20 protein-coding genes are annotated in these 23378 nt (G+C 60.4%); 6 read left to right on the forward strand and 14 right to left on the reverse strand.

Features of this window, described 5'->3' with window-relative positions:
• Positions 1–453: 453 nt before the first annotated feature.
• From GOV87_RS05125 to GOV87_RS05140, 4 genes are read right to left on the reverse strand one after another with little or no spacing between them, the layout of a single operon-like run.
• Positions 454–1608 (reverse strand): saccharopine dehydrogenase family protein, encoded by a 1155-nt coding sequence (locus tag GOV87_RS05125; RefSeq protein WP_171211068.1) that lies wholly within the window; start codon positions 1606–1608, stop codon positions 454–456.
• A gap of 3 nt (positions 1609–1611) precedes the next feature.
• The gene (locus GOV87_RS05130; RefSeq protein ID WP_171211069.1) at positions 1612–2664 is read right to left on the reverse strand and encodes a saccharopine dehydrogenase; all 1053 of its coding nucleotides are present in this window, start codon (positions 2662–2664) and stop codon (positions 1612–1614) included.
• A 14-nt stretch (positions 2665–2678) separates the two neighbouring features.
• Positions 2679–3293: a glutathione S-transferase family protein gene (locus tag GOV87_RS05135; protein ID WP_171124639.1), complete on the reverse strand. Its 615-nt coding sequence runs from the start codon at positions 3291–3293 to the stop codon at positions 2679–2681.
• Between the two features lie 12 nt (positions 3294–3305).
• Positions 3306–3956, reverse strand: a complete 651-nt coding sequence (locus GOV87_RS05140) for a histidine phosphatase family protein (protein WP_171211070.1) — start codon at positions 3954–3956, stop codon at positions 3306–3308.
• Positions 3957–4225: 269 nt separating this feature from the next.
• Between GOV87_RS05140 and gcvT the strand changes: the two genes are divergently transcribed.
• The 3 genes from gcvT to gcvP all read left to right on the forward strand — a co-directional run bounded on the left by gcvT (position 4226) and on the right by gcvP (position 8673).
• Positions 4226–5323, forward strand: a complete 1098-nt coding sequence (gene gcvT / locus GOV87_RS05145; RefSeq protein ID WP_171211071.1) for a glycine cleavage system aminomethyltransferase GcvT — start codon at positions 4226–4228, stop codon at positions 5321–5323.
• 18 nt (positions 5324–5341) lie between these two features.
• Positions 5342–5707, forward strand: coding sequence for a glycine cleavage system protein GcvH (gcvH, locus tag GOV87_RS05150; RefSeq protein WP_171124633.1), 366 nt, complete (start codon positions 5342–5344; stop codon positions 5705–5707).
• Positions 5708–5817: 110 nt separating this feature from the next.
• The gene (gene gcvP, locus GOV87_RS05155; protein WP_171211072.1) at positions 5818–8673 is read left to right on the forward strand and encodes an aminomethyl-transferring glycine dehydrogenase; all 2856 of its coding nucleotides are present in this window, start codon (positions 5818–5820) and stop codon (positions 8671–8673) included.
• A gap of 29 nt (positions 8674–8702) precedes the next feature.
• Here the strand turns inward: gcvP and GOV87_RS05160 are convergent, their stop codons facing one another.
• On the reverse strand, positions 8703–9944 hold the full coding sequence (locus GOV87_RS05160; protein WP_171211073.1) for a cytochrome-c peroxidase: 1242 nt from the start codon (positions 9942–9944) through the stop codon (positions 8703–8705).
• Positions 9945–9986: 42 nt separating this feature from the next.
• Here GOV87_RS05160 and GOV87_RS05165 point away from each other — a divergent pair, with 42 nt between their 5' ends.
• Entirely contained in the window at positions 9987–10457 is a 471-nt protein-coding gene (locus tag GOV87_RS05165) for a tetratricopeptide repeat protein (protein WP_170485844.1), read from the forward strand.
• A 31-nt stretch (positions 10458–10488) separates the two neighbouring features.
• On the opposite strand, the gene dctP is transcribed toward GOV87_RS05165, so the two are convergent.
• Genes dctP through GOV87_RS05195 form a run of 6 tightly spaced genes read right to left on the reverse strand, consistent with a single transcriptional unit; the run spans position 10489 to position 16066 of the window.
• Positions 10489–11550: a TRAP transporter substrate-binding protein DctP gene (gene dctP, locus GOV87_RS05170; protein WP_171211074.1), complete on the reverse strand. Its 1062-nt coding sequence runs from the start codon at positions 11548–11550 to the stop codon at positions 10489–10491.
• A 25-nt stretch (positions 11551–11575) separates the two neighbouring features.
• A complete protein-coding gene (locus GOV87_RS05175; protein ID WP_171124626.1) occupies positions 11576–12865 on the reverse strand; it encodes a TRAP transporter large permease in 1290 nt (429 codons plus the stop codon).
• On the reverse strand, positions 12866–13453 hold the full coding sequence (locus GOV87_RS05180) for a TRAP transporter small permease (protein ID WP_171124624.1): 588 nt from the start codon (positions 13451–13453) through the stop codon (positions 12866–12868).
• Between the two features lie 53 nt (positions 13454–13506).
• The gene (locus tag GOV87_RS05185; RefSeq protein ID WP_171126455.1) at positions 13507–14022 is read right to left on the reverse strand and encodes a flavin reductase family protein; all 516 of its coding nucleotides are present in this window, start codon (positions 14020–14022) and stop codon (positions 13507–13509) included.
• Positions 14022–14912, reverse strand: coding sequence for an aldo/keto reductase family oxidoreductase (locus tag GOV87_RS05190; protein ID WP_171211075.1), 891 nt, complete (start codon positions 14910–14912; stop codon positions 14022–14024). The genes GOV87_RS05185 and GOV87_RS05190 overlap by 1 nt, the downstream gene beginning before the upstream one ends.
• Positions 14912–16066: an LLM class flavin-dependent oxidoreductase gene (locus tag GOV87_RS05195; RefSeq protein WP_171124620.1), complete on the reverse strand. Its 1155-nt coding sequence runs from the start codon at positions 16064–16066 to the stop codon at positions 14912–14914. Before GOV87_RS05195 ends, GOV87_RS05190 begins: the two co-directional genes overlap by 1 nt.
• A gap of 107 nt (positions 16067–16173) precedes the next feature.
• On the opposite strand from GOV87_RS05195, the gene GOV87_RS05200 reads away from it, so the two are divergent.
• Both GOV87_RS05200 and GOV87_RS05205 read left to right on the forward strand, forming a co-directional pair.
• A complete protein-coding gene (locus tag GOV87_RS05200) occupies positions 16174–16884 on the forward strand; it encodes a GntR family transcriptional regulator (protein ID WP_171124618.1) in 711 nt (236 codons plus the stop codon).
• A 12-nt stretch (positions 16885–16896) separates the two neighbouring features.
• Positions 16897–17988, forward strand: a complete 1092-nt coding sequence (locus GOV87_RS05205; RefSeq protein WP_171211076.1) for a Gfo/Idh/MocA family protein — start codon at positions 16897–16899, stop codon at positions 17986–17988.
• A 2-nt stretch (positions 17989–17990) separates the two neighbouring features.
• On the opposite strand, the gene GOV87_RS05210 is transcribed toward GOV87_RS05205, so the two are convergent.
• The 3 genes from GOV87_RS05210 to nirB are packed head-to-tail and all read right to left on the reverse strand — an operon-like array spanning position 17991 to position 23373.
• Positions 17991–20615, reverse strand: coding sequence for a nitrate reductase (locus tag GOV87_RS05210; protein ID WP_171211077.1), 2625 nt, complete (start codon positions 20613–20615; stop codon positions 17991–17993).
• Positions 20612–20944 (reverse strand): nitrite reductase small subunit NirD, encoded by a 333-nt coding sequence (gene nirD / locus GOV87_RS05215; RefSeq protein WP_171211078.1) that lies wholly within the window; start codon positions 20942–20944, stop codon positions 20612–20614. Before nirD ends, GOV87_RS05210 begins: the two co-directional genes overlap by 4 nt.
• Positions 20941–23373 (reverse strand): nitrite reductase large subunit NirB, encoded by a 2433-nt coding sequence (nirB, locus tag GOV87_RS05220; protein WP_171211079.1) that lies wholly within the window; start codon positions 23371–23373, stop codon positions 20941–20943. Before nirB ends, nirD begins: the two co-directional genes overlap by 4 nt.
• Positions 23374–23378: the final 5 nt, after the last annotated feature.

Here is a 23378-nt window from a genome sequence, read left to right on the forward strand (position 1 = left end):
CCTCGTCAGGCTCATAACCTGAAGGTCGCAGGTTCAAATCCTACTCCCGCAACCAACGTCAGAAAACCACAACACAGCCCGTTCAGACTACAATTGAGCCACCAGATCAATCGCTTAATGCCTTCACCGCGTCGTTAATCGGAGCTTACGCGGCCCCACCGGGGCCACGGCCCCCTTACTAGATTGATGCGAACCGATCTGACTGCTGAGTAATTGCTTCGTCCGGGAGGGCGACAATAGGCTGAAGAGGTTAAAACCGCTTGTGTTTCGTCTCACGCAACGAACTCAATCACTTCCAAGTGGCCTCCAGTTCTATACGCCAAATCCTGCCAAATCAGCTCAGTAATAGCCACTTCTGCAGCTATTACTATGTGATGGTTCCCCCCGGGAATAGGAGGAAGAGGCGCCCAGCGCAAAAATTCCCTGTAGTGCTACTTGCCCGAACACGCGCCCTCAGAACACGGCGTCCGTCGAATGTGTCACTACTTGCAAGTGCTGAGCCAGTTTGTCGACTTCCGACATCCAGCTTTGCACAAGCTTAGGATCGCTGGGGGCGGCATGAACGCCGGCAGGAATTTCGCGATTCAACACAGACTCAACAGCCAGAGACACGGGGATAGACACCAGTCGCGCCATTGCGGTTCCGCGTTCGTCACCCCAGGCATCCATAACATAGGTCTTGTGCCAGACCTCGGAGCCGTCTTTTTCGGCCTTCAGGCCCACGCACAGAACCACGCGGTCAGGCTCGCCTTCGTCATAGGCGTTTTCGTCCCAGAACTGATCCGACATTTCTTTCAGGCGCGCGTCGCCTTCAGGGCCGGACAGGGTTTCGATTTCGGTGAACACGTCCGACCAGGCATCGGCCCAGCCATTCAGGCGCAAGGTGCCGCGGACGAATTCCTTGATCGGCCAGTGATCCTCGAACTGGTATTCGGCCATGAAGGGCAGCGAGTCGCGGTTGGGGTAGACCTCGAAGCTTTCCGGGGTTGGCAGAGGCGCGATGTAGCTGGTGATTGCGTCCCACGGGCGGGCGACGTCCAGTGGTGCGTAGTCACGGACTGATTTTGACGGCGACCGTAGGGCTTTTAACACCCCCAGAGGCGACCAGCTAAACTTGTAGCGGAACGGGTTGGGGTTCTTTGGGATGCCGCCGCAATAGGAAATGAAACTCAGGTGGTTTTGCGGATCAAACGCATCCGAGGCGCGGTAATCGGCGACCAGCGCGTGCGCCATCAGGTGATCAATGCCGGGGTCCAGACCCACTTCGTTGATCAGGGCGACACCGGCTTCGCGCGCCTTTTCGTCCAACGCGCGCATTTCGGGTGCGATGTAAGAAGACGAGACGAAATTCGCGCCCTTCGCAATCGCCAGCTCGGCCAGAGGAACGTGCCAGTCGCCAGGCAGCATGGATACGATCACGTCGCCTTTTCCCAGCATTACGCCAAGCGCGTCGATGTCAAAGGCGCGGATGTCGTCGGTCAGGTCTCCGACCTCGGCGAGGGCCTTGTCGATGGTCCGGTTCCAGACGGTGACTTTGTGGCCGCCCTCGATCAGGCGGCGCAGGCCGGGGATGGCCGACAGGCCGGTGCCACACCAGTGAATCGTCATCGCTCAGATCCCTCTCATATGAGTTTTGTAGGTTGTTTCGGCCCTGCCCCAGACACCTTTGTCCAGATCGGTCAGGGTCAGTAGCGAGGGCAACAGTTGTGCGGCGTAGTCTTCCGAGCTTTCGACGGGCAGCATCGACGGCAGGTTGTCAATGGCCATAACGTCCATCACTGGATCGGTCGCCACGCGCAGGGCGGGTGCTTCCCATGTGGTTGCGCGGTCATAGACCGGCACCGGGTTGTAATCGCTGTCGGGGTCACACGCCACGTCGCCAATGGCGGTCAGGTTGCGCGGTGCGCTCATCGCGTCACGCGGGACAAAGACCGGCGTGCCGGGGCGCGCGAAGATGCAGTTCAGGAACAGGTCATGGTCAAGGATTTCAGGGAATGGCCCACCGCTGGCGGTTTCGGCCATGTCCCATTTGGTGACGGCAACGCCCATCGCCTCGCACATATCCGCAGCACCCGTGCCGACGCGGCCCAACGCGCCTATGACAATAGCACGGGGGCGGGTGCCCGTGGCGTCCAGCTCGGCAAGCAGCTCGGCGTTCAGAGCGTCCTTGTTCGGATACACTCCGACCGGAGGGCATTCCTGCCCCCGTTGTTGCGCGGCCCATGTCTTCAGCGTGACTGCCGCGCCCGCATACCCCGCCCAATAGCCAAAGGCGGCAACCCGGCGGCTGTCTTCGTCGACCAGATATTCCAGATCATACAGCGTGCCGCCCCCGGCCTTGAATCGCTGGAGCAGCGCCCGGCCCGAATGTTGCCCCTTATAGGCATGGCCGAACATGATGTGGCGGTGGGGCAGGGGCGTGCCGTCTTCGGGCAGTTCCTTGAGGCCGAAGATGATCGCATCCAGCGGGGCGTCCGGCCATGAATTCTCAGTCGCGATCTCGCAGCCTGCATCCTTGTAGCCCTGCAATGGGATGGCGCGGACATGGCTTTCCTCGACCGTCACGCGGATACCTGCGGCGATCAGGGCGGCGGCACCCTCGGGGGTTAGTCCGACCCGTTCCTCGTTCGGGCGCTGTTCCGCCCGGACCCAGAGAAGTGTCATATCAGTTCCTTTAGTCAAAGCATTCCGGCAGTGCGTACCGCCTGCACGGAAGGCCGCGCCTCCATCGCCTTGCGAAATGCGATGATCTTGGGAAAGGCCGACACATCAACACCGTCGCCCTCCAGCCAACTACACACCACATAAAGGTAGATATCCGCAAGCGAGACCTCATCCCCCAGTACAAACGGCCCACGCAGCCCGTTCGAGCAAATGTATTCGCAAGAGGCCGTCATCGTTTGTGTGACCTTGCCCTGCATATCTTTCCAACTGGATTCCTTGTCGGCCCACCGTTCACCTCGTACCTTGTGGGCGTGGTTCACATGCATGGTCGAGGCAAGGTAATACATCACCTCGCGCATCCGCGCGGCCATAATCGGGTCAGACGGAATCAACCCGTCCTGCGGAGCCACAGTGGCGATGTAATCCAGCAGCGCACCGGTTTCGGTCAGGATGCCCCCGTCAACGACCAGCGCGGGCACGCGGCCCTTGGGATTGATCTGCTTGTAGGCGGGTTTGGTCTGTTCGCCGTTTGGGAAATCCAACTTGATCGCCTCATACTCTAGCCCGGCCTCTTCCAGAGCTATGGCAACAGCGATCGAGATCGTGCGGGGGGCGTAATAAAGCTGCATCTGAGCCTCCGGTTACAGGTGGGTCTGGGCGAATTGCCGGTCTGGGGCTTCCAGGTGTGGAACTGCGTTGAACAGCACCGGGGCAAGCTGTGCACCGATCGGGTGCAGACGATGCATCGACGTGTTCATGATGGCAAGAGCCACGCGTGCCATGGAAGGTATATCCAGCCCCATTGCCTGCCGCACCACCATCGAGATCAACCCCCCCGAGGTCACCACAATCGCAGGCCCGCCTTCCGTGCCGATATCACGCAGCGCACCAGATACGCGGTCTTCAAAGTCCTCGAAGGTTTCTGGCGCACCTGTGATTTGCCCCTTGGCCCATGCGTCAAACGTGCGCGGCAGATGCTCAACAAACTCCTCGCGGTCGGTCGGAACTGCAATGCCGTGCTGTTCCTCGAACAGTTTGGCAATGGTGAAATACTCTAACTCATTCAACCGGGCGTCCTGCGTTGGTTCCGGCAAGCCCATGCTGGCGGCGGTTTCCACGTGCCGCGTGAGCGTTCCACAAAATACCCGCGGATGATGTGCGCGTGTACTTTGTAAATGAGCACCCAGCCAGCGTGCCTGCTGATGACCCAGATCGCTGAGTTTGTCGTAGTTTGCCTCGTCACGTGCTGCTGTATTCGCCTGGCCGTGACGCACCAGTGTAATATGTGACATGGCCGTCCCTCTTGGGCGGAGTCTTAGGGCAGGTTACCGGTCGGGACCAGAGCCGTTGGGCCAGTGTTTGAAAATAATTCTATTTGTCAGAATGCCTTGCCCAATGCTGAACCGGTCGTGATACATTTCGTGCGTGGCGGGTGTTGCGTAACGGAAAAAAGTTTCCTATACGCTACAAATCTGCTGTATGCCCCTGTATGCCGAATGGTCGGGTGACCATTGCTTTTTGCACAGCATTGACTGACAACGGGATTGGAAAGGTCACGGATATGACTGACGCACCGAAGCGTACTCCGCTATATGATCTTCACGTCGAGCTTGGCGGTAAGATGGTCGATTTCGCCGGTTGGGAGATGCCGGTTCAATACCCGCTGGGGATTATGGGCGAGCATAAGCAGTGCCGCGAAAAGGCGGCTGTGTTTGATGTCAGCCACATGGGGCAGGTTATCCTGCGTGGCGAGAGTGTGGGCGAGAAACTGGAAACGCTGTGCCCCCAAGCCTATGCGACCCTGAAAGAGGGCAAGGCGCGTTATGGGTTTTTCACGAATGCCGAAGGCGGGATTATGGATGACCTGATCGTGTCGAATGCGGGCGATCATTATTTTGTCGTCGTGAACGCCGCGCTGCGTCATCAGGACATTCCACATATGCAGGCCAATCTGGACGGTGTCGAAGTAATCGAGATCTTCGACCGCGCGCTGGTGGCCGTTCAAGGCCCCAAGGCCGAGGATATGGTGGGTGACCTCTGCCCCGCCGCCCGCGATCTGAAATTCATGGAAACCACCGTGGCGGACATCATGGGCACCGAGTGCCGTATTTCGCGGCTGGGCTACACTGGCGAGGACGGGTATGAAATCTCGATCCCCGAGGACAAGGCGATCGAGATCACCCGTGCCTTTCTTTCACATGACAATTGCGAAGCTGCCGGTTTGGGCGCGCGCGACAGCCTGCGGCTGGAGGCCGGGCTGTGTCTCTATGGCAACGACATCGACCAGATGACCTCACCCATTGAAGCGTCGCTAGGATGGGCCATCCAGAAGCGCCGCAAGGAAGAGGGCGGCTTCCCCGGCGCTGACCGCATTCAAAGGGAATTGGCCGATGGCCCCGCACGCAGGCTGGTGGGCATCAAGCCCGAGGGCCGCGCGCCTGCCCGTCAGGGCGTTGAAATCCAATGTACCGAAGGCAACACAATCGGTCAGATCACATCCGGCGGGTTTGGCCCCACTGTGGGTGGCCCGGTTGCGATGGGCTATGTGTCCGTGGGCCATGCCGCACCCGGCGAGACCGTCAATCTGATCATCCGGGACAAACCGCAACCCGCACAGATCGTGGCGCTGCCCTTCGTTACCCAGAATTACAAGCGTTGAAGTCAGGAGAGAGACAAGATGGCAACCTATTATTCCGAAGAGCACGAGTGGATCGACGTTGACGGCGACACTGCAACGCTGGGCATTACCAAACACGCGGCCGAACAGTTGGGCGATGTGGTCTTTGTGGAACAGCAGGAAGTTGGGGACGAATTCGCAAAAGACGGCGAGATCGGCGTAATCGAATCCGTCAAGGCGGCCTCGGAACTCTACGCTCCGGTGGATGGTGAGATCGTCGAGGTCAACGAAACGCTTGCCGACAATCCCGGCGCGCTGAACGAAGACCCCGAGGGTGAGGCATGGATCTACAAGATAAAGATCACCGACGCATCGCAGCTCGAAGATCTGATGGACGAGGCCGGTTACAAGGACTTCATCGGCTAAACCCTCGGCGGATCTTTGCACGGATCCGCCCTTCATCTGGCTAAAAATATCCCCGCCGGAGGCTCCCGCAGTCGCCGCCGGGCCTGACCTACCCGACAGGAGCGCACCACATGGCTTTCAAACTGACTGACTACGAAGCCTATGACTTTGCCAACCGTCGCCATATCGGACCCAGCCCGACCGAGATGCGCGATATGCTCAAGGTGATCGGCTTCAAGACGCTGGACCAACTGATCGACGCCACCGTCCCGGCTGCGATCCGGCAGAAGGAACCCTTGGACTGGGGTCCGGCGATGACGGAACGGGACGCGCTGTTCCACATGAAAGAGGTGGCGAGCAAGAACAAGGTTCTGACCTCGTTGATCGGGCAGGGATATTACGGCACCACCACGCCCGCTCCGATCCTACGCAACATTCTGGAAAACCCGGCCTGGTACACCGCCTATACGCCTTATCAGCCCGAGATCAGCCAGGGCCGTCTTGAGGCGCTGTTGAACTTCCAAACCATGGTCAGCGACTTGACCGGGCTGGACGTGGCGAATGCTTCGTTGCTGGACGAAGCCACCGCCGCAGCCGAAGCTATGGCGATGGCCAAACGCGGTGGCCGGTCCAAGGCCAACAACGCGGCTTTCTTTGTCGACCGCAACTGCCACCCGCAGACCATCGCCGTGATCAAAACACGCGCCGAACCTTTGGGCATCGACGTGCAGGTGGGCGATCCTGACCAACTGGAGGCTGGTGCCGTCTTTGGCGCGATCTTCCAGTATCCCGGCACCCACGGCCATGTGCGCGACTTCACATCGGAAATCGCGGCCCTGCACGAACATAAAGCCATCGCCATCGTCGCCGCCGACATCCTGTCGCTGGCGCTGCTGAAATCCCCCGGTGAGATGGGCGCGGATATTGCAATCGGCTCGACCCAACGGTTCGGCGTGCCGATGGGCTATGGCGGGCCCCACGCGGCCTATATGGCGACCACCGACAAGCTGAAGCGCGCGATGCCTGGCCGTATCATCGGTGTCAGCATCGACAGCCGTGGCAACAAAGCCTACCGCCTGGCGCTGCAGACCCGCGAGCAGCATATCCGGCGTGAAAAGGCGAACTCGAACGTCTGCACCGCGCAGGCGCTTCTGGCGGTGATTGCCTCGATGTATGCGGTCTATCACGGCCCAGATGGCATCAAGGCGATTGCACAATCGGTACATCGGAAAACCTCGCGTCTGGCCGTCGGGCTGGAGGATGCGGGCTTTGCCGTCGAACCAGAAGTGTTCTTTGACACCATCACGGTCGAGGTTGGCCATCTGCAAAAGACCGTCATGGAGGCCGCCGTGGCCCGTGGCGTCAACCTTCGCAAGGTCGGCGAGACGAAAGTGGGCATCAGCCTGGACGAACAGACCCGCGCCGAAACCATTGAGGCCGTCTGGGGTGCCTTCGGCATCGACCGTCAAGACGACAGTTCCAACGTTGCCTATCGCCTGCCGGATTACGCGCTGCGCGAGACGCCTTATCTGACCCACCCGATCTTCCACAAGAACCGGGCCGAGGCCGAAATGACCCGCTATATGCGCCGTCTGGCCGACCGCGATCTGGCGCTGGACCGGGCGATGATCCCGCTGGGGTCCTGCACCATGAAGCTGAACGCCACGATCGAGATGATCCCGGTCACATGGCCCGAATTCGGCAATCTGCACCCGTTCTGCCCCGAAGATCAGGCGCAGGGCTATCATGAGATGATTGCCGATCTGAACGACAAGCTGTGCCAGATCACCGGCTATGACGCGATCAGCCAGCAGCCCAACTCGGGCGCGCAGGGCGAATACGCAGGCCTGCTGACCATCCGCAACTATCACTTCGCTCGCGGCGAAGGGCACCGCAATGTCTGCCTGATCCCGACCTCGGCCCATGGCACCAACCCGGCCTCGGCGCAGATGGTGGGCTGGCAGGTGGTGCCGGTGCAATCGGATGAGAACGGCAATATCGACCTGAACGATTTCCGCGCCAAGGCCGAGAAGCATTCTGATCATCTGGCCGGGTGCATGATCACCTACCCCTCGACCCATGGTGTGTTCGAGACCACCGTGCAAGAGGTCTGCCAGATCACCCATGATCACGGCGGTCAGGTCTATATCGACGGGGCCAACATGAACGCCATGGTGGGTCTGTCGCGTCCGGGGGATATCGGCGGCGACGTCAGCCACCTGAACCTGCACAAAACCTTCTGCATCCCGCATGGCGGCGGCGGCCCCGGCATGGGTCCGATCGGCGTTAAGGCGCATCTTGAGGAACACCTGCCCGGCCACCCGGAATACGGCACCGCCGTCGGTCCGGTCTCGGCGGCACCCTTCGGCTCGCCGTCGATCCTGCCGGTCAGCTGGGCCTATGTGCTGCTGATGGGTGGCGCGGGTCTGACGCAGGCGACCAAAGTGGCGATCCTGAACGCCAACTACATCGCGGCGCGTCTTCAGGAGGCCTATCCGATCCTCTACACGTCCGAGTCGGGTCGTGTGGCGCATGAATGCATCCTCGACACCCGGCCCTTGGACGAGGCAGCCCATGTCAGCGTGGATGACATTGCCAAACGTCTGGTCGATTCAGGCTTCCACGCGCCTACGATGAGCTGGCCGGTGGCTGGAACCCTTATGGTCGAACCCACCGAATCCGAACCGATGGCTGAGTTGGACCGCTTCTGCGACGCGATGTTGTCGATCCGGGCCGAGGCGCAGGACATCATCGACGGCAAGATCGACGCGGAAAACAACCCGCTGAAAAACGCCCCCCACACGGTGCGCGATCTGGTCGGCGACTGGGATCGCCCCTATACCCGGGAACAGGCGTGTTTCCCTCCGGGTTCCATGGGTGTCGACAAGTATTGGTCGCCGGTCAACCGCGTCGATAATGCGTATGGGGATCGGAACCTCGTCTGCACATGCCCGCCCATGTCAGAATATGAGGAAGCCGCAGAGTAACGAGAACCCCGCCACGTGCGGGGTTTTTCTTAGGGTTGGAAATTGTCGGGCACGCCGAATGGTGGCGTGTCCACGCTCGTCCCGGTCAGTGCGTTCAGAAACGCCACGAGCTTTGTGATTTCGGCGTCCGACAGTTGCAGCGGAGTGATGTCAATCTTGCTGCGCTGCCGGTCCATTTCCAACCTGTCATCCCAGACCAAGAAATCGGCTTTGTGCAGCCAGGGTACCTTGGGCAAAGCCGCCATGTCGTGGGTCCATTGTGACAGGCTGCGTTCCGGGTTCAGGTGATGGCGGATCATGCTTTCGAGATCGGGAAACGCGCCGTTATGTCCATATGGCGCGGTCAGAGCCACGTTGCGCAGCATCGGCGTGCGAAAGCGATAAGCATCTTCTAGCCGGTCGCTTTCCCCCATGCGACCGACGTCGCGCACGTAGGGGTCCCATTGCCGGGTACGGCCCGGACCAAAGGGCGGCAAGGCCAGCGCGTGGAATTTCTGATCTGACATCAACGGACCGGAATGGCAGGTGGAACACTGGGCCTTACCGAAAAACAAGGCCATCCCGTCCTTTTGGGCAGGTGTCAGGGCGTTGGCGTCGCCTGCAAGATATTGATCGAACGGGCTGTCCGTGCTGCGCCACTCAACGGCCATGAACGCGGCCAGCGCGTTCGCGATCTGGGTAATCGTGATGTCCTCGGTCGTGATGACCTCATCAAAGGCGGCGACCATCGCAGGGCCATAGCGCGGATCGATGCGCACGCGTTTGGCAAGGATCGGCCAACCCAGATCAATCCGATCAGCAACCGCCCCGGTCACCTGGTTTTCGCCGACATTTCCGGCCATTTCGAATTGCGAGGTTAGCGGAAATAGCGCTTGCGCAGCCAGTAATGAGTTCAACCCTTCAGGTATCCATTCCTGCGCGGGTGAGTTGAAACCGTTGCCGTAAACGTCCGAGATACTTAGACGGCCATCGTGGAAGACGGTGTGAATGTCCTTAGCCCCAAGGTTCCAGAGACCGGGCGAATTGCGTGGAATGCGCTTGCGGATTTTATTCGCACCGACACCCGGTGTGCGCTCGGGCCCCAGCCCCTGTCCGCCTTCCCCAATCCCAAGCGACAACCCGTCGGAGGTGCCGAAATCCGGGTGGTGGCAATGGGCGCAGGCGATGTTCTGATTGCCCGACAGGATGGGATCGTAAAACAGTTGATGACCGATGGCGGCCTGTTCCCTATCAAAGAGGATAAAGTCATCATCGGTCAGCGGGCGCGGCAAGTCCTGTGCCGCAGCGACGCCGACGAACAGGAAGAAAACCCCATGCGCCAGCTTGTATTTGCCCTTTGTCTTTTTGCATCCCCGGCGCTGGCCGAACTGGAACAGGCCCGCGACATGATGGAAGCCGGTGAATTTGAAGCCGCGCGCGAAGAACTGCTGCCAGCGGCACGGTCCGGCAATGCCGAGGCCGAGGAGTTGATCGGCGTCATGTACGGTCTTGGGCTGGGGGTCGAACAGGATTACGAACGCGCGTTTGAATGGTATCTGCGCGCCTCGATGAAGGGGCACCCGGGGGCGCAATCGGGTATCGGCTGGTACTATGAACTGGGTCTGGGAATGCCCGCACCCGATCTGGTTAGGGCCTATATGTGGTACACGCTCAGCGCCATTGGCGGCGATCCCGACGCGGCGATCAGCCTTGAGGAAGTGGTCAAGAAAATGTCGCCGGAGCAGATCGAAAGGGCGCATGTTTTGGTAAATGACTACAAAGGGTGGATGTACCCGTTTCGGTAAGGGCCGGACGCCATCGCCCGGCCCTGTTCGCTTAGTTCAGGTCCGCATCGCGTGAGGCGTTGATGTCGGCCTCCGCCTCGGCGACGGCCTCGGTCAGCGCGTTGAACACCTCATCCCCACGGTCCACATTGGTCTGGAACCACTCATAGACAGGGGTTGCGGCCTCTTTGAAGGCAGCCTTCTGTTCGGGCGTCGGGACATAGAGATCTCCACCACCGGCGACGAAATCTTCATAAGCCTGGATCGACTTGCGCTTGGGCGAGGCAAAGGTCGCCTGTTGCAGCGCGTAGAATCCGTCGACCACGACACGGCGCATGTCCTCGGGCATCTCTTGGAACTTGGCGTTGTTCATCCACCACAGCGCGCCCATATAGGCGTGGCCGTCCAGTGTGACGTATTGCAGACCCGCATCCGGGAATTTCATCCCCATGATGTCGGTGATGCCGTTTTTCGACCCTTCAACCACACCGGTCTGAAAGCTGGTGAACAGTTCTGGCCACGGGATCGGTGTGGGCGACGCACCCAACGCCTTAACCAGTTCCTGCGGCAGGTCCGCGACCACCGTGCGGATTTTCAGACCTTCCATATCGGCTGGTTCAGCAATCCGACGCTGCGTGTTGGCAAAGTTGCGCCAGCCTCCGGTGTTGCCGATGGTCATCAGACGGATCGCGCCACCGGAATCCTCAAGAGCCATTTCGCGCATCTTGCGAGTGAAATCGCCGGACAGCACGTGCTCGGCCACGCGATCATCCGCCATCAGGTAGGGCAGGTCCAGTACCTGAACATAGGGGAAGATGCCCGACGCGCCGCCCGAGGTTGAGATGTAGATGTCGATGGTGCCATCTGCCACGCCCTGCAGACATTCAGCCCCGTTCGAGCAAAGCTGGGTGCCAATGAACAACTCGACTTCAATCGCGCCGTTCGATGCGGCCTCGACATAGTTCTTGAAAACGATCAGACCGTCATAGTCTTCGTCGTTTTCGTTCGAGTTCGCGGTGGCGCGCAGGGTGTAGTCTGCGGCGGTGGCGGCAAGTGCGGATGCGGCCAGCACCGAGGTGGCCACCGCTGCGGTTTTGATAAATCTTCTGAGCATTCGTTTCCTCCCTGTGATACTCAGTTTAGTTTGCAAATCCCGTTATCCTCGGGATCGTCATGGATAGTGCGGGGACATAGGTGATCAAGAAGATCACTATGATTTCGACAGCCAGAAACGGCAGAATCGCCTTGGCGATGGTCTCGACCTTTTCGCGCGACACGGCAGCGGCCACGAATAGCACCAGCCCCATGGGTGGCGTGGCAAGGCCGACGGTCAGGTTGACGCTCATGATAATGGCAAAGTGGATCGGGTCCACACCAAGGCTGGTGAAGATGGGCGCAAGGATGGGGCCAAGGATGATGATCGCCGGGCCAGCGTCCAGAAACATGCCGACGACAAACAGCAGTAGGTTGATCAGGAACAGCAGGATAAGTGGGTTTTCCGACAGGCCAAGGATCAGCGCCGCCAGTTGTTCCGGCGCATGGCTGAGGCTGACAACCGTCTTGAACGCCATCGCGGCACCGACCAGCAGCAAGACGACCGCCGAGGTCAGACCCGCGTTGCTCAGGATCTCGGGCACTTCTTTCAGGGTCAGCGTGCGCAGGACGAAGAACCCGATGATGAATGCATAGCCTACAGCGACCGCAGCGGCCTCTGTCGGGGTGAAGATGCCGCCGAGGATGCCGCCCAGAATGATGACGGGTGTCAGCAGCGGAAAGAACGCTTTGAGGCTGGCCTGACGACGCTCGGGCCATGTGTATTTGCGGCTGGCGACAGGGAAGTCGTACTTGTCGGCCATCACCTTGATCATCAGCATCAGACCGACGCCGACCATCACGCCGGGCACGATGCCCGCAAGGAACAGGGCCGCCACGCTTTCACCCATGACGTAGGCGTAAATGATCATGATCCCCGAGGGGGGAATGATTGGCCCGATCACCGAACTGGCCGCTGTGATTGCGGCAGCGAAGCGGCGGGTATAACCCTGTTTCTCCATCGCCGGAATCAGCATCGACCCCAGTGCCGAGGTATCGGCCACCGCCGACCCCGAGAGGCCAGCGAACAGGATTGAACTCAGGACGTTCACATGGGCCAGACCGCCTCGGAAGTGACCCATCAACGCCTGAGAGAACTCGACCAGACGGATCGTGATGCCGCCGCGGTTCATCAACTCTCCGGCCAGCATGAAGAACGGGATCGCCATCAGGGGAAAGCTGTCCATGCCGTTATAGACGTTCCGATACAGCAACGTGATGTCGTTGGTCTGGCCGTTCAGCCACAACAGAATGCCGGGCGCGGCCAGAAGGGCGAAAAAGACCGGCAGGCCGATCATCAGGAAAATCAGAAAGGTGGGCAGGAACCAGATCAGCATCTATTCAGCCCCCACCGGTGCGTCTGCGATTTTGGGCAACAGGTCTCCGCCCCCCAACAAAGTCAGGATGGCCCGCAGGATCAGCTCGATATTCACCGCGATCAGTAGGATCACCCCAACCAGCAACGAAGCCATCATCCAGCTACGTGGGACGCGGTACCACTCGTCGAACCCGAAGGAGGTGGGGATATACAGCGCAGCCGTCGCAAACTTGCCGCCAAAGCCGGTCACTTCGGACCAGCCGATATTGACCGCCACCAACAGAACGGCAAGTGAAACGATCAGCAAAAACAAGGTCAGCAACTGCCCCAGCACACGCGGCAGCATCATGGGCACCATGTCGATTGCAACGAACCCGCCACGCCGGAACGCGGTAGGCGCCATCAACCCGGTCATCCACAACATACAGAACCGCGCGGCCTCATCCGGCCAGGGCAGGGCGTTGCCCAAAACGTATCGGAAGAACACCTGAATCAGGATTGCGATCACCATTAATGCAATCGCAACAATGCCAACCGCGCGGCCAAAACGCAGCACGGTTTCGTTCACGAATGCAATCGGCGCAAGCACCGACGCCAGTCCGCCCATGCGGATCCTCCCTTGTTCAGCCGCAGGTTTGTCCTGCGGTCGTCAGATCGCGCTTAGTTCTGCGCGAATTGGCCGAGTTTCCCGGCGTAAAAGGTCAGCGCGTCTCCATCCGCCATGCTGACCTTGAGAACTTTGCCCACGACGATCACGTGGTCGCCTGCGTCGTGATAGGCGTGCTGTTCGCATTCGAACCGCGCCAGGCAATCCGGCAGCAGCGGTGTTCCGTTCCCGCACCGGTCATGGTCAATTTCCCGCAGCGCAAACGCGTCTTTCGAGCATCCAAAACATAGTTCGGCCTGTTCCGACGATAGCACGTGCACACTGAAATGGCGTGCCTTGTGGAAATAGGGGAACCGACGCGAGTTGCGGTCACCGGCCCACATGATCAGCGGCGGGTCCAACGACAGGGACGAAAAGCTGTTCGCCGTGATACAGACTGGGCCGTCATCGCTGTTGCAGGTGACGATCGTGACACCTGTGGCGAACCGTCCAAAGGCGTCCCGCAACGTGCGGGTGTCGTCCTTGTGCGGGACGAATGTGTGGGTCATGTCCTTTGAGATTGCATTCATCATGGTACCTCATGCCCCAGCGCCGCCTCGTACAGGCGGAACCAGCTTTCGCGATCCAGATTAACTTTCAATGCGTCCGAGATGGTCTTGATCCGGGACAGGTTGTTGGTGCCCATAACCGGAAGGATACCTGCTGGGTGAGCCAGTAGGAACGCAACAGCCACCGCCGCGCGGTCCACACCGAATTCAGCAGCGATTTCATCCGCGACTACCCCGACAGGTGGGTTTCTGGCCATCAACATCCCGCCTCCCAGCGGCGACCACGCCATCACGGGCTGACCATGCTGCTGGTGAAAGGCCAGATCGCCATTGGTAAATGGGCTGATCTCGCCCAGAGAAATTTCGATCTGATTGGTGACCAGCGGTGTATTCATCGCTGACTGCAGCAGGGTCCAGTCCCAAGGTCGGAAATTTGACACACCAACCGCACGGACCTTGCCGCTGGCAACCATTTCGTCCAGCGCGGCGCCGGTTTCATGGTGATTCATGAACGGATCAGGGCGGTGGATCAGCAGCAGGTCGATATGGTCGATGGCCATTTCGGTCAGAGAAGTCTCAACCGAATTCAGAATATGCGCGCGCGAGGTGTCATAGTATTTGACCTTCGCGTCCGAATATCGCCCGATCGGTGCCACGATATCGCACTTGGTGACGATCTCCATCTTCGCGCGCAGCGCAGGATTGGCGCGCAGGGCATTGCCCAATACAGCCTCGGCCCCGTAATCGCCATAGATATCCGCCTGATCGAAACTGGTAATGCCCTGATCTAGGCAGGCTTGAATCTTGGCCTCGACATGAGACGCCGAGGTATCGCTGTCATCGCCCAGCCGCCACATGCCATAGACAAGGCGGCTCATTTCCAGCGTGTTGGATAGTTTTACACGTTGCATCAGCGACGAACTCCGTTGCCCAGCGGGGTGGCCGGGGTGGTTGCGGGTACGCGCCCATAGGCTTCGGGCAGCGAACAGGTTTTCAGGTTGGGCATGACACGGGCACCAAAGTGCTTTGCCTCATCCATGTGCGGGTAGCCCGAGAAGATGAAAGCGCGGATACCCATCTTCTGATATTCCTCGATCTTGGACATGACCTGATCGGTTGACCCGACCAAAGCTGCGCCGCAGCCCGAGCGCGCGCGGCCGACGCCTGTCCACAGACCGGGTTCGACATAGCCATATTCATCCGCCAGATCGCGGTTCTTAGCCTGATGCGCTACGCCCAAAGACGTCGCGTCCAGCGCCCGTTCCCGGATCGCACGACCATATTCATCATCCAGTTTCGAGACGATGTAATCCGCATATTCCTGCGCTTCGGCCTCGGTATCGCGGACGATCATGTGCACGCGCAGGCCGTAATCCAGTGTGCGGTCGTAGTTTTCTGCAACCGCGTGTACGGCCTTCATTCTTTCGGCCAGTTGATCCTTGGTTTCGGGCCACATCAAATAGACATCGCAATGCTCGCCACACAGGTCCAACGCGGAAGGAGAGTACCCTCCGAAATACAGAAGCGGTCCGCCGGTTTGGTAAGGCTTGGCCGGATCAGTGGTCAGGCCCGAGAAGTTATAGACCTCACCCGCGTGGTTGATTTCATCCTGTGTCCACGCTTGCTTGAGAATCTCGACTACCTCGCGCGAGCGTTGATAGCGGAACGCGCTGTCGGCTTTCTCACCGGGGAAATCGGATGATATGATGTTCACCGTTAGCCGCCCCTGCAGCATGTGATCCAGCGTCGCAATGGTACGGGCCAGCATGATGGGCTGCATCTCGCCACAGCGCACGGCGGCCAGCAGGTTGATCTTTTCGGTGATTGGCGCGCAGCCTGCCACGAAACTCAGCGTGTCCTGACCGACCTGATAGGAAGACGGGCACAGAATGTTACGAAAGCCCTGCGCCTCGGCCTCGCGCACGATGCCGGAACAATGCTCCCAACTCGACCGCAGGTCGCCGTCCGGCACGCCCAAGAACTGATAGTCATCCGAACACAGCGCCGCAAACCAAGAAACTTCGGCCGCATCCAGATCGGGGGATGTGATGGGGACGATGGTCATTTGATTCGTTCTCCGTGCATCTTTTGACTTTCCTCTTGCGTAGCAATCACATTGATGTAGATCAATAGTGTATCAATTTTTTCCGCGACTCGGTGAACCACCCCGAAATGACTGCCAACAGCCGCAACCCCAACGCGCTGCCGATCTATGTTCAGATCGCCGAGCTTTTGATCCGCGATGTCGCTGCGGGTCGCTTGATTGATGGTGAACGGTTGCCGCCCGAGCGCGAGATGGCGGCGAACCTGAATGTCTCGGTCGGGACGCTGCGAAAATCGCTGGCTGAGCTTGAGAAAAAAGGGATGTTGGAGCGTATTCAGGGCTCGGGCAATTACATCCGCGAGACTGGGACGCAGAACAGTGTTTATGCGATGTTCCGGCTGGAACTGCCCCAAGGCGGTGGCCTGCCGCGCGCCGATATCCTGTCGGTGGATCATCTTGAAAAGCCCGCCGATCTGCCGGAATTCGGCACCTCGGCCAAAGGCTCGCGGGTGCGGCGGATGCGCTATTTGAATGACACAATCATCGCGGTCGAGGAAATCTGGCTGGATGATTCCGCCGGAAAAGTCGATCAGGCGCTGCTGTCGGATTCGCTCTATCGTTATTATCAGCAGCAGCTTGGTTTCTGGATCACGCGGGCCGAGGATCGCGTTTCGGTCCGCGCGCTGCCCAAGTGGACACCAGATTCCTTTACCAAACCCGCTGGCGAAACGGCGGGTTATATTGAGCGGTTCAGCTGGTCCGAGGGACCGGAGCCGGTCGAGTTTTCAAAAACGTGGTTCGACCCGGATCGGGCCACCTATGTCCAACGTCTGAAGTAGAAGGAAACGTGCATGACCCGGACCATCCATTACGGGCTGATCGGATGCGGCATGATGGGGCAGGAACACCTGCACAATATCGCGTTGCTAGAGGGCACGCAGGTATCGGCGATTTTCGAACCCGACGCCGAGATGGCCAAAACGGCGCAAGCGATTGCGCCCAGTGCGCAGATGGTGGCGTCGGTCGAAGACCTGCTTGCCGTGGAGGATCTGGATTGCATTGTTATCGCCAGCCCAAATCACTTGCACGTGGATCAGATCGAACAGATCGCGCGGGCGCGGCCTTTGCCCTTGCTGGTGGAAAAACCCCTGTTCGCGGACCCGTCGGATAAGGCGCGATTAGAGGCCATCCAGCGCGATTACCCCCATCCGATCTGGGTGGCGATGGAGTATCGTTATATGCCGCCCATCGCTGCCCTGATTGACGAGGCGCAGGTGACCGGCGGGGTCAAAATGCTGACCATCAGGGAACACCGCTTTCCATTTCTGGAAAAGGTCGGCAACTGGAACCGCTTCAACCGCAATACGGGCGGCACGTTTGTCGAAAAATGCTGCCACTTCTTCGACCTTATGCGTCTGATCCTGCAATCCGACCCGGTGCGTGTAACGGCCAGCGGTGGGCAAGCCGTTAATCATCTGGACGAGGCTTACGACGGCGAAACACCCGACATTCTGGACCACGGCTTCGTCATGGTCGACTTCGCCTCGGGCGCGCGTGCCATGCTGGAACTGTGTATGTTCGCTGAAGGCGCGCGGTATCAGGAAGAAATCTCAGCGGTTGGTCCGGATGCCAAGATCGAGGCGTTGGTGCCCGGGCCGGGCCGTTTCTGGCCCGACCATCTGGGCGATGCGCCGGTGCCGCAACTGATTGTCAGCCCGCGCGCGCCCAAGGGGCCGGTCGCCAAGGACATCCCCGTCGATCCGCGCCTTCTGGCGGCGGGTGATCATAACGGATCCACCTTTTACCAGCATCAAGGCTTTCTGGCCGTCCTGCGCGGTGAAAAGCCCGCCCCCGAGGTAACCTTGCAGGACGGGATGTGGGCTGTGCGTATGGGCCTGGCCGCGCAGCAGGCGTTGGAGACTGGCGAGTCTGTGCGGTTCTAGGGTTACTGGGCGGCCTCTTTCTGGTGCGCTGACGCCAGCAGGCTTGCCAGTTCCGGGCGGCATGATCCGCAATTGGTTCCGGCCTGCAACGCGTCGCCAATGGCTTCGACGGTCATCAGACCTTTGGTTTCGACGGCGGTGAGGATGGTGTTCACGCCTACGTCGAAACAGGAACACAGAACCGGACCGGGGTCGGGCCGGTCCGCAGGTGCACGACCAGACAACAGGTCGGGGACCTGCGGCAGCGTCGCCAGATAGTCGCGCATCACGGCCACCGGTTCGGGCGCGATGAACAAGGCCGCTACCAGACGCCCGTTTTCGTGAAACGCAAGCCTCGCCAAACTGCGTGCCGGGTCCTCAAGCAGTGTGACGTCGGCGTCAGGCAGCCCAAACAGGTTGCGCGCGGCAGTTTGCCAATCGCTGACGCTCTCGGACCCTGCCAATTCCGCGCGGTAGCCGGATTTTGTGGGTGTTTGCGCCCAGTAGTCGCAATGGGGCGTCATCTCTCGGTCCGAGACCGCAAACCCGTACCATTTGGCATTGAACTGGGTGACGCTGACCACGGACGCCTTGCTTTCAGGTTGCCCCGAAACAGGGTCCGTCGCTGCGGCAACCACCGCGTCGATACGGGCGGAGGGCGCGGTTTCTCCGGTCCAATGGATTGGCGCAAACACCTGGCCTCGGGTGACATCGCTTGTGATCCGCGCACGCAGGATGGATGTTCCATGTGGGCTGGCGACCGTAACAAGATCGGCAGAGCAAATGCCCTTGTCGCGCGCATCGTCGGGGTGGATGTCCAGAAACGGTTCGGGCAGGTGCGCGGACAGGCGCGCGGACAGGCCAGTGCGGGTCATCGTGTGCCACTGATCGCGCAGCCGCCCGGTATTCAGCCAGAACGGATAGCGTGGTTCGGTCTTGGCCGCAGGCGCGCGCCATGTGACCGGCAGCAGCCTGGCTTTGCCGTCAGGATGATAGAACTGCCCATCCGCAAAAAACCGCCCGCCCTGCCGGTTGGCGGTAATGGGCCAGCGCGTCGGCTCCAGAGCGTCATACCCGGCCGCGTCAAGATCGCTGAGGCCCGAGATATCGAAATCGCGCCCGAACTTGGCGGCCACGCCAGACAGCGTGGCGTATTCGCGGAAAATCTCTCCGGGCGTTTGATAGTCGAAGGCCGAGAGCCAACCCATCCGCCGCCCGACCTCGGCCAAAATGTCCCAATCCGCGCGGGCCTGTCCCGGCGCGGGCAGGATCGCGCGTTGGCGGCTGATTGTGCGGTCGGAATTGGTGACAGTTCCGTCCTTCTCGGCCCATGCGGCGGCGGGCAGCAGCACATCGGCCAGCCGCGCCGTATCGGTACGCGCCGTGATGTCCGAGACCACGGTGAACGGACAGGCGGCGATGGCGTCGCGCACTGCGTTGGCCTCGGGCATCGACACCACGGGGTTTGTATGGATCACCCACAGCGCCTTGATGCGGCCGTCGCCCACGGCGCGGAACAGGTCGACGGCTTTGAGGCCCGGAGCCTCGGGCATGGTCGGGGCCGACCAAAAATCACGCACGGCGGCGCGGTGATCGGCGTTTTCGATATCCAGATGACAGGCGAGCATATTGGCCAGCCCGCCGACTTCGCGCCCGCCCATGGCGTTGGGCTGACCGGTGACTGACAGCGGACCACAGCCGGGCTTGCCGATGCGCCCCGTGGCCAGATGGCAGTTCAGGATTGCGTTGACCTTGTCGCTGCCCGCGCTGGATTGGTTCACGCCCTGACTGAAGATCGTCACGACCTTTTCGGTGCCCATCCACATCTGACAGAACTGCGCGATATCGTCGGGGTTCAATTCTGTGACTGAGACGTCATCGGCCTGCGCGCTGTCCAGCGCCGCCTGAAAGCCGATGGTGTGGGTCAGGAAATCCGTATCCACCAGCCCAGCGGCATCGATCTGCGTCAGCAGGTGATTGAACAGCGCCACATCGCTGCCCACAGCAAGTGGCAGGTGCAGATCGGCACTGTCACAGGACGCCGTGCGGCGCGGGTCGATCACGATGATCCTGGTCCCGCGCGCCTGCCGCGCCGCCATCAGGCGCTGATACAGAACCGGTTGGCACCAGGCCAGATTGGACCCGACCAGCACGACCAGATCGGACTCATCCAGATCTTCATATGTGCCGGGTACAGTGTCGGTGCCAAAGGCGCGTTTGTGGCCCGCAACGGTCGATGCCATGCACAGCCGCGAATTCGTGTCGATATTGGCCGAGCCGATGAAGCCTTTCATCAGCTTGTTGGCGACATAGTAATCCTCGGTCAGCAATTGGCCCGAGACATAAAAGGCCACCGACTCCGGCCCGTGTTCGGCGATCGTGTCGCGGAACCGGTCGGCAACCAGTTGCAGCGCGTCGTCCCAGCCAGTCTCTCTGCCCGCAACCACGGGCGACAGCAGCCGTTGCGACAGGCCCACCGTTTCGGCCAAGGCCGAACCCTTGGAACACAGCCGCCCCTGATTGGCCGGGTGATCCGGGTCGCCGGTGACGGTCAGGCCACCCGCGCCATCCGGTTGCAGCAGAACACCGCAACCCACCCCGCAATAGGGGCAGGTTGAGCGCGTAGCGCAGGCACTCAGGTCTTTCACGCGGCGCTCCTTTGCCCCAATGAGGTGCTGTCCAGCAGGATGCGTTCGCCGTCCAACTGTACCGAATAAGTGGCGATCTGGCCTTCATCCGCGCCCTGCGCCTGCCCTGAGTTCAGGTCGAACACCCAATTGTGCAGCGGGCAAGTGACGGATTGCCCATGTACGATGCCCTCGGACAGGGGGCCGCCCTTGTGCGGGCAGGTGTCCGAAGCGGCAAAGACTTCGTCCTCAGCCGTGCGGAACAGGGCAACGCAGCCAACGGGCGTTTTCACCACGCGTGCGCCGCGCAGGGGGATGTCGTTGATATGTCCGATGTCGATCCAGCTCATTCTGCGGCCTCCAATGTCAGATCGGCCATGGGCGCAAAGCGCGGGGCCTCTTTGGCCTGCTCGGCCCATGGGTCTTTGCGATAGATGGATTGGCTGAGTTCAAACCGCTCGACCAATGCGCGGCGGTTGTCGAGGTCATCCACCACGGTTTCCTTGATCCAGTCGAGGCCGACCTTCGCCATCCATTTATACAGGCGGTCCAGATACTTGCCGCCCTCGCGATAGGCCTGGGTGACGGCCATGACGACCTCGATCGCCTCATCCTCAGTGGGCACCTGAACCAGCAGCTCGGTTTCCTTGACGTCCATGCCAGCGGCACCGCCAATGCTGATCTGATAGCCACTGTCGACACAGACCACGCCGATATCCTTGCACGTCGCCTCGGCACAGTTACGCGGGCAACCCGAAACCGCTAGCTTCAGCTTGTGCGGCGTCCAAGAGCCCCAGAGGATCTTCTCTAGCTTCACGCCCAGCCCAGTGCTGTCCTGTGTCCCGAACCGGCAGTGATCGGTGCCGACACAGGTTTTCACCGTGCGCAGACCCTTGGAGTACGCGTGGCCCGAGACCAGCCCGGCCATGTTCAGATCGGACCAGATATAGGGCAGGTCCGTGCCTTTCACGCCCAGCAGGTCGATACGCTGCCCGCCGGTGACTTTGACCGTGGGAACATCGTACTTCTCGGCCGCATCTGCGATGGCACGCAGTTCTGCCGGGTTGGTGATGCCACCCCACATACGGGGCACGACGCTGAATGTGCCGTCCTTTTGAATGTTGGCGTGTTTGCGTTCGTTGACGAAACGGCTTTGCGGGTCGTCCTGATATTCCACTGGCCAGTCGGCCAGCAGGTAGTAGTTCACCGCCGGGCGGCAGACATGGCAACCGTTCAGCGTTTTCCAGCCCAGCTCCTGCCAGACGGCTTCCTGACTTTTCAACTCTTGCGATTTGATCAGGCGGCGGATGTCTTCGTGGGTCAGGTCGCAGCAACCGCAGATCGGTTGGGCGGTGGGCATCTGGAAGTCATCGCCCAGTGTGACCTGTAGCAACTGTTCGACCAGTCCGGTGCATGTCCCGCAAGAGGCACTGGCCTTGGTGGTCGCGCGGATTGCGCCCAGATCGGTTGCGCCAGCTACAATGGCTGCGGTGATTTCAGATTTGCAAACGCCGTTGCAGCCGCAGATTTCCGCCTCAGGCGGCAATGCTGCAACGGCTGAGAGAGGGTCCGCAGAGCCGCCCCCCTGATAGGCCGGGCCAAAGATCAGCGTCTCGCGCATCTCGGACACGTCCTCAGCGTCGCGGATCAGACCGAAGAACCAGTTGCTGTCGCCGGTGTCGCCATACATCACCGCGCCGACCAGCTTGTCGCCTTCCAGCACCAGCCGTTTGTAAACGCCGCGCGCGGGATCGCGGAACACGATGTCCTCGCGGCTTTCACCTTCGGCAAAGTCGCCTGCGCTGAACAGATCGCAGCCGGTAACCTTCAGCTTGGTCGAGAGTGAGCGCTGTTTGAACGCGGCCTCTTCGCCCAGCAGGGTCTGTGCCAGCACTTTGGCTTGGTCGTAGAGCGGCGCGACAAGGCCAAAGACCTCGCCCTGATGTTCGACGCATTCACCGACCGCATAGATATCGGCGTCCGAGGTAATCATCTGATCGTCCACATGAATACCGCGCCCCACGGCAAGGCCCGTTTCCTGCGCCAGCCCGGTGTTCGGGCGGATGCCTACCGCCATCACCAGCAGGTCACAGGGCAGCTCGGTGCCGTCCTCCAACAGCAGCGCGCGGGCCTTGCCATCCTTGCCCGCGATCTCGGTCGATTTGGCATTCAGCAGAACGGTGATGCCCTTTTCTTCCAGCGATTTCTTCAGCAGGTAGCCTGCGGCGGGGTCCAACTGACGCTCCATCAGGTGGCCCATGATATGCACGACGGTCACATCGGCCCCGCGTGCGGCCATGCCTGCGGCGGCCTCAAGCCCCAGCAGACCGCCGCCGATCACGACGACCTTGTTGCCCGCGCCCATGCCCATCATCTGTTCGGTGTCTTCCAGATCGCGATAGGCGATCACACCGTCCAGATCATGCCCCGGCATTGGGATCATGAAAGGGTTCGATCCGGTGCCGAAGGTCAGCTTATCGTACGGCACATGACCCTTCTCGCCTTCGACCACCTTCAGATCACGGTCGATCTTGACCACTTTCTCGCCAAACCGGCAGGTGATCCCGCGTTCGGCATACCAGGCGTCGTCATGTGTGACGATCTCTTCATAGGTCTGATCACCCGCCAGAACCGGGCTCAGCATGATGCGGTTGTAGTTTCCGCGCGGTTCGGCGTTGAAAAGGGTGATGTCGAACGCATCGGGGGCGGCGTCAGTCAGGTGCTCCAGCACCCGGCCCGAGGCCATGCCGGCTCCGATGACTACTAGTTTCTGTTTCATGGCGT

The sequence above is a fragment of the Ruegeria sp. HKCCA5426 genome, assembly GCF_013034585.1.
In the GTDB taxonomy this organism is placed as follows: Bacteria; Pseudomonadota; Alphaproteobacteria; order Rhodobacterales; family Rhodobacteraceae; genus Ruegeria.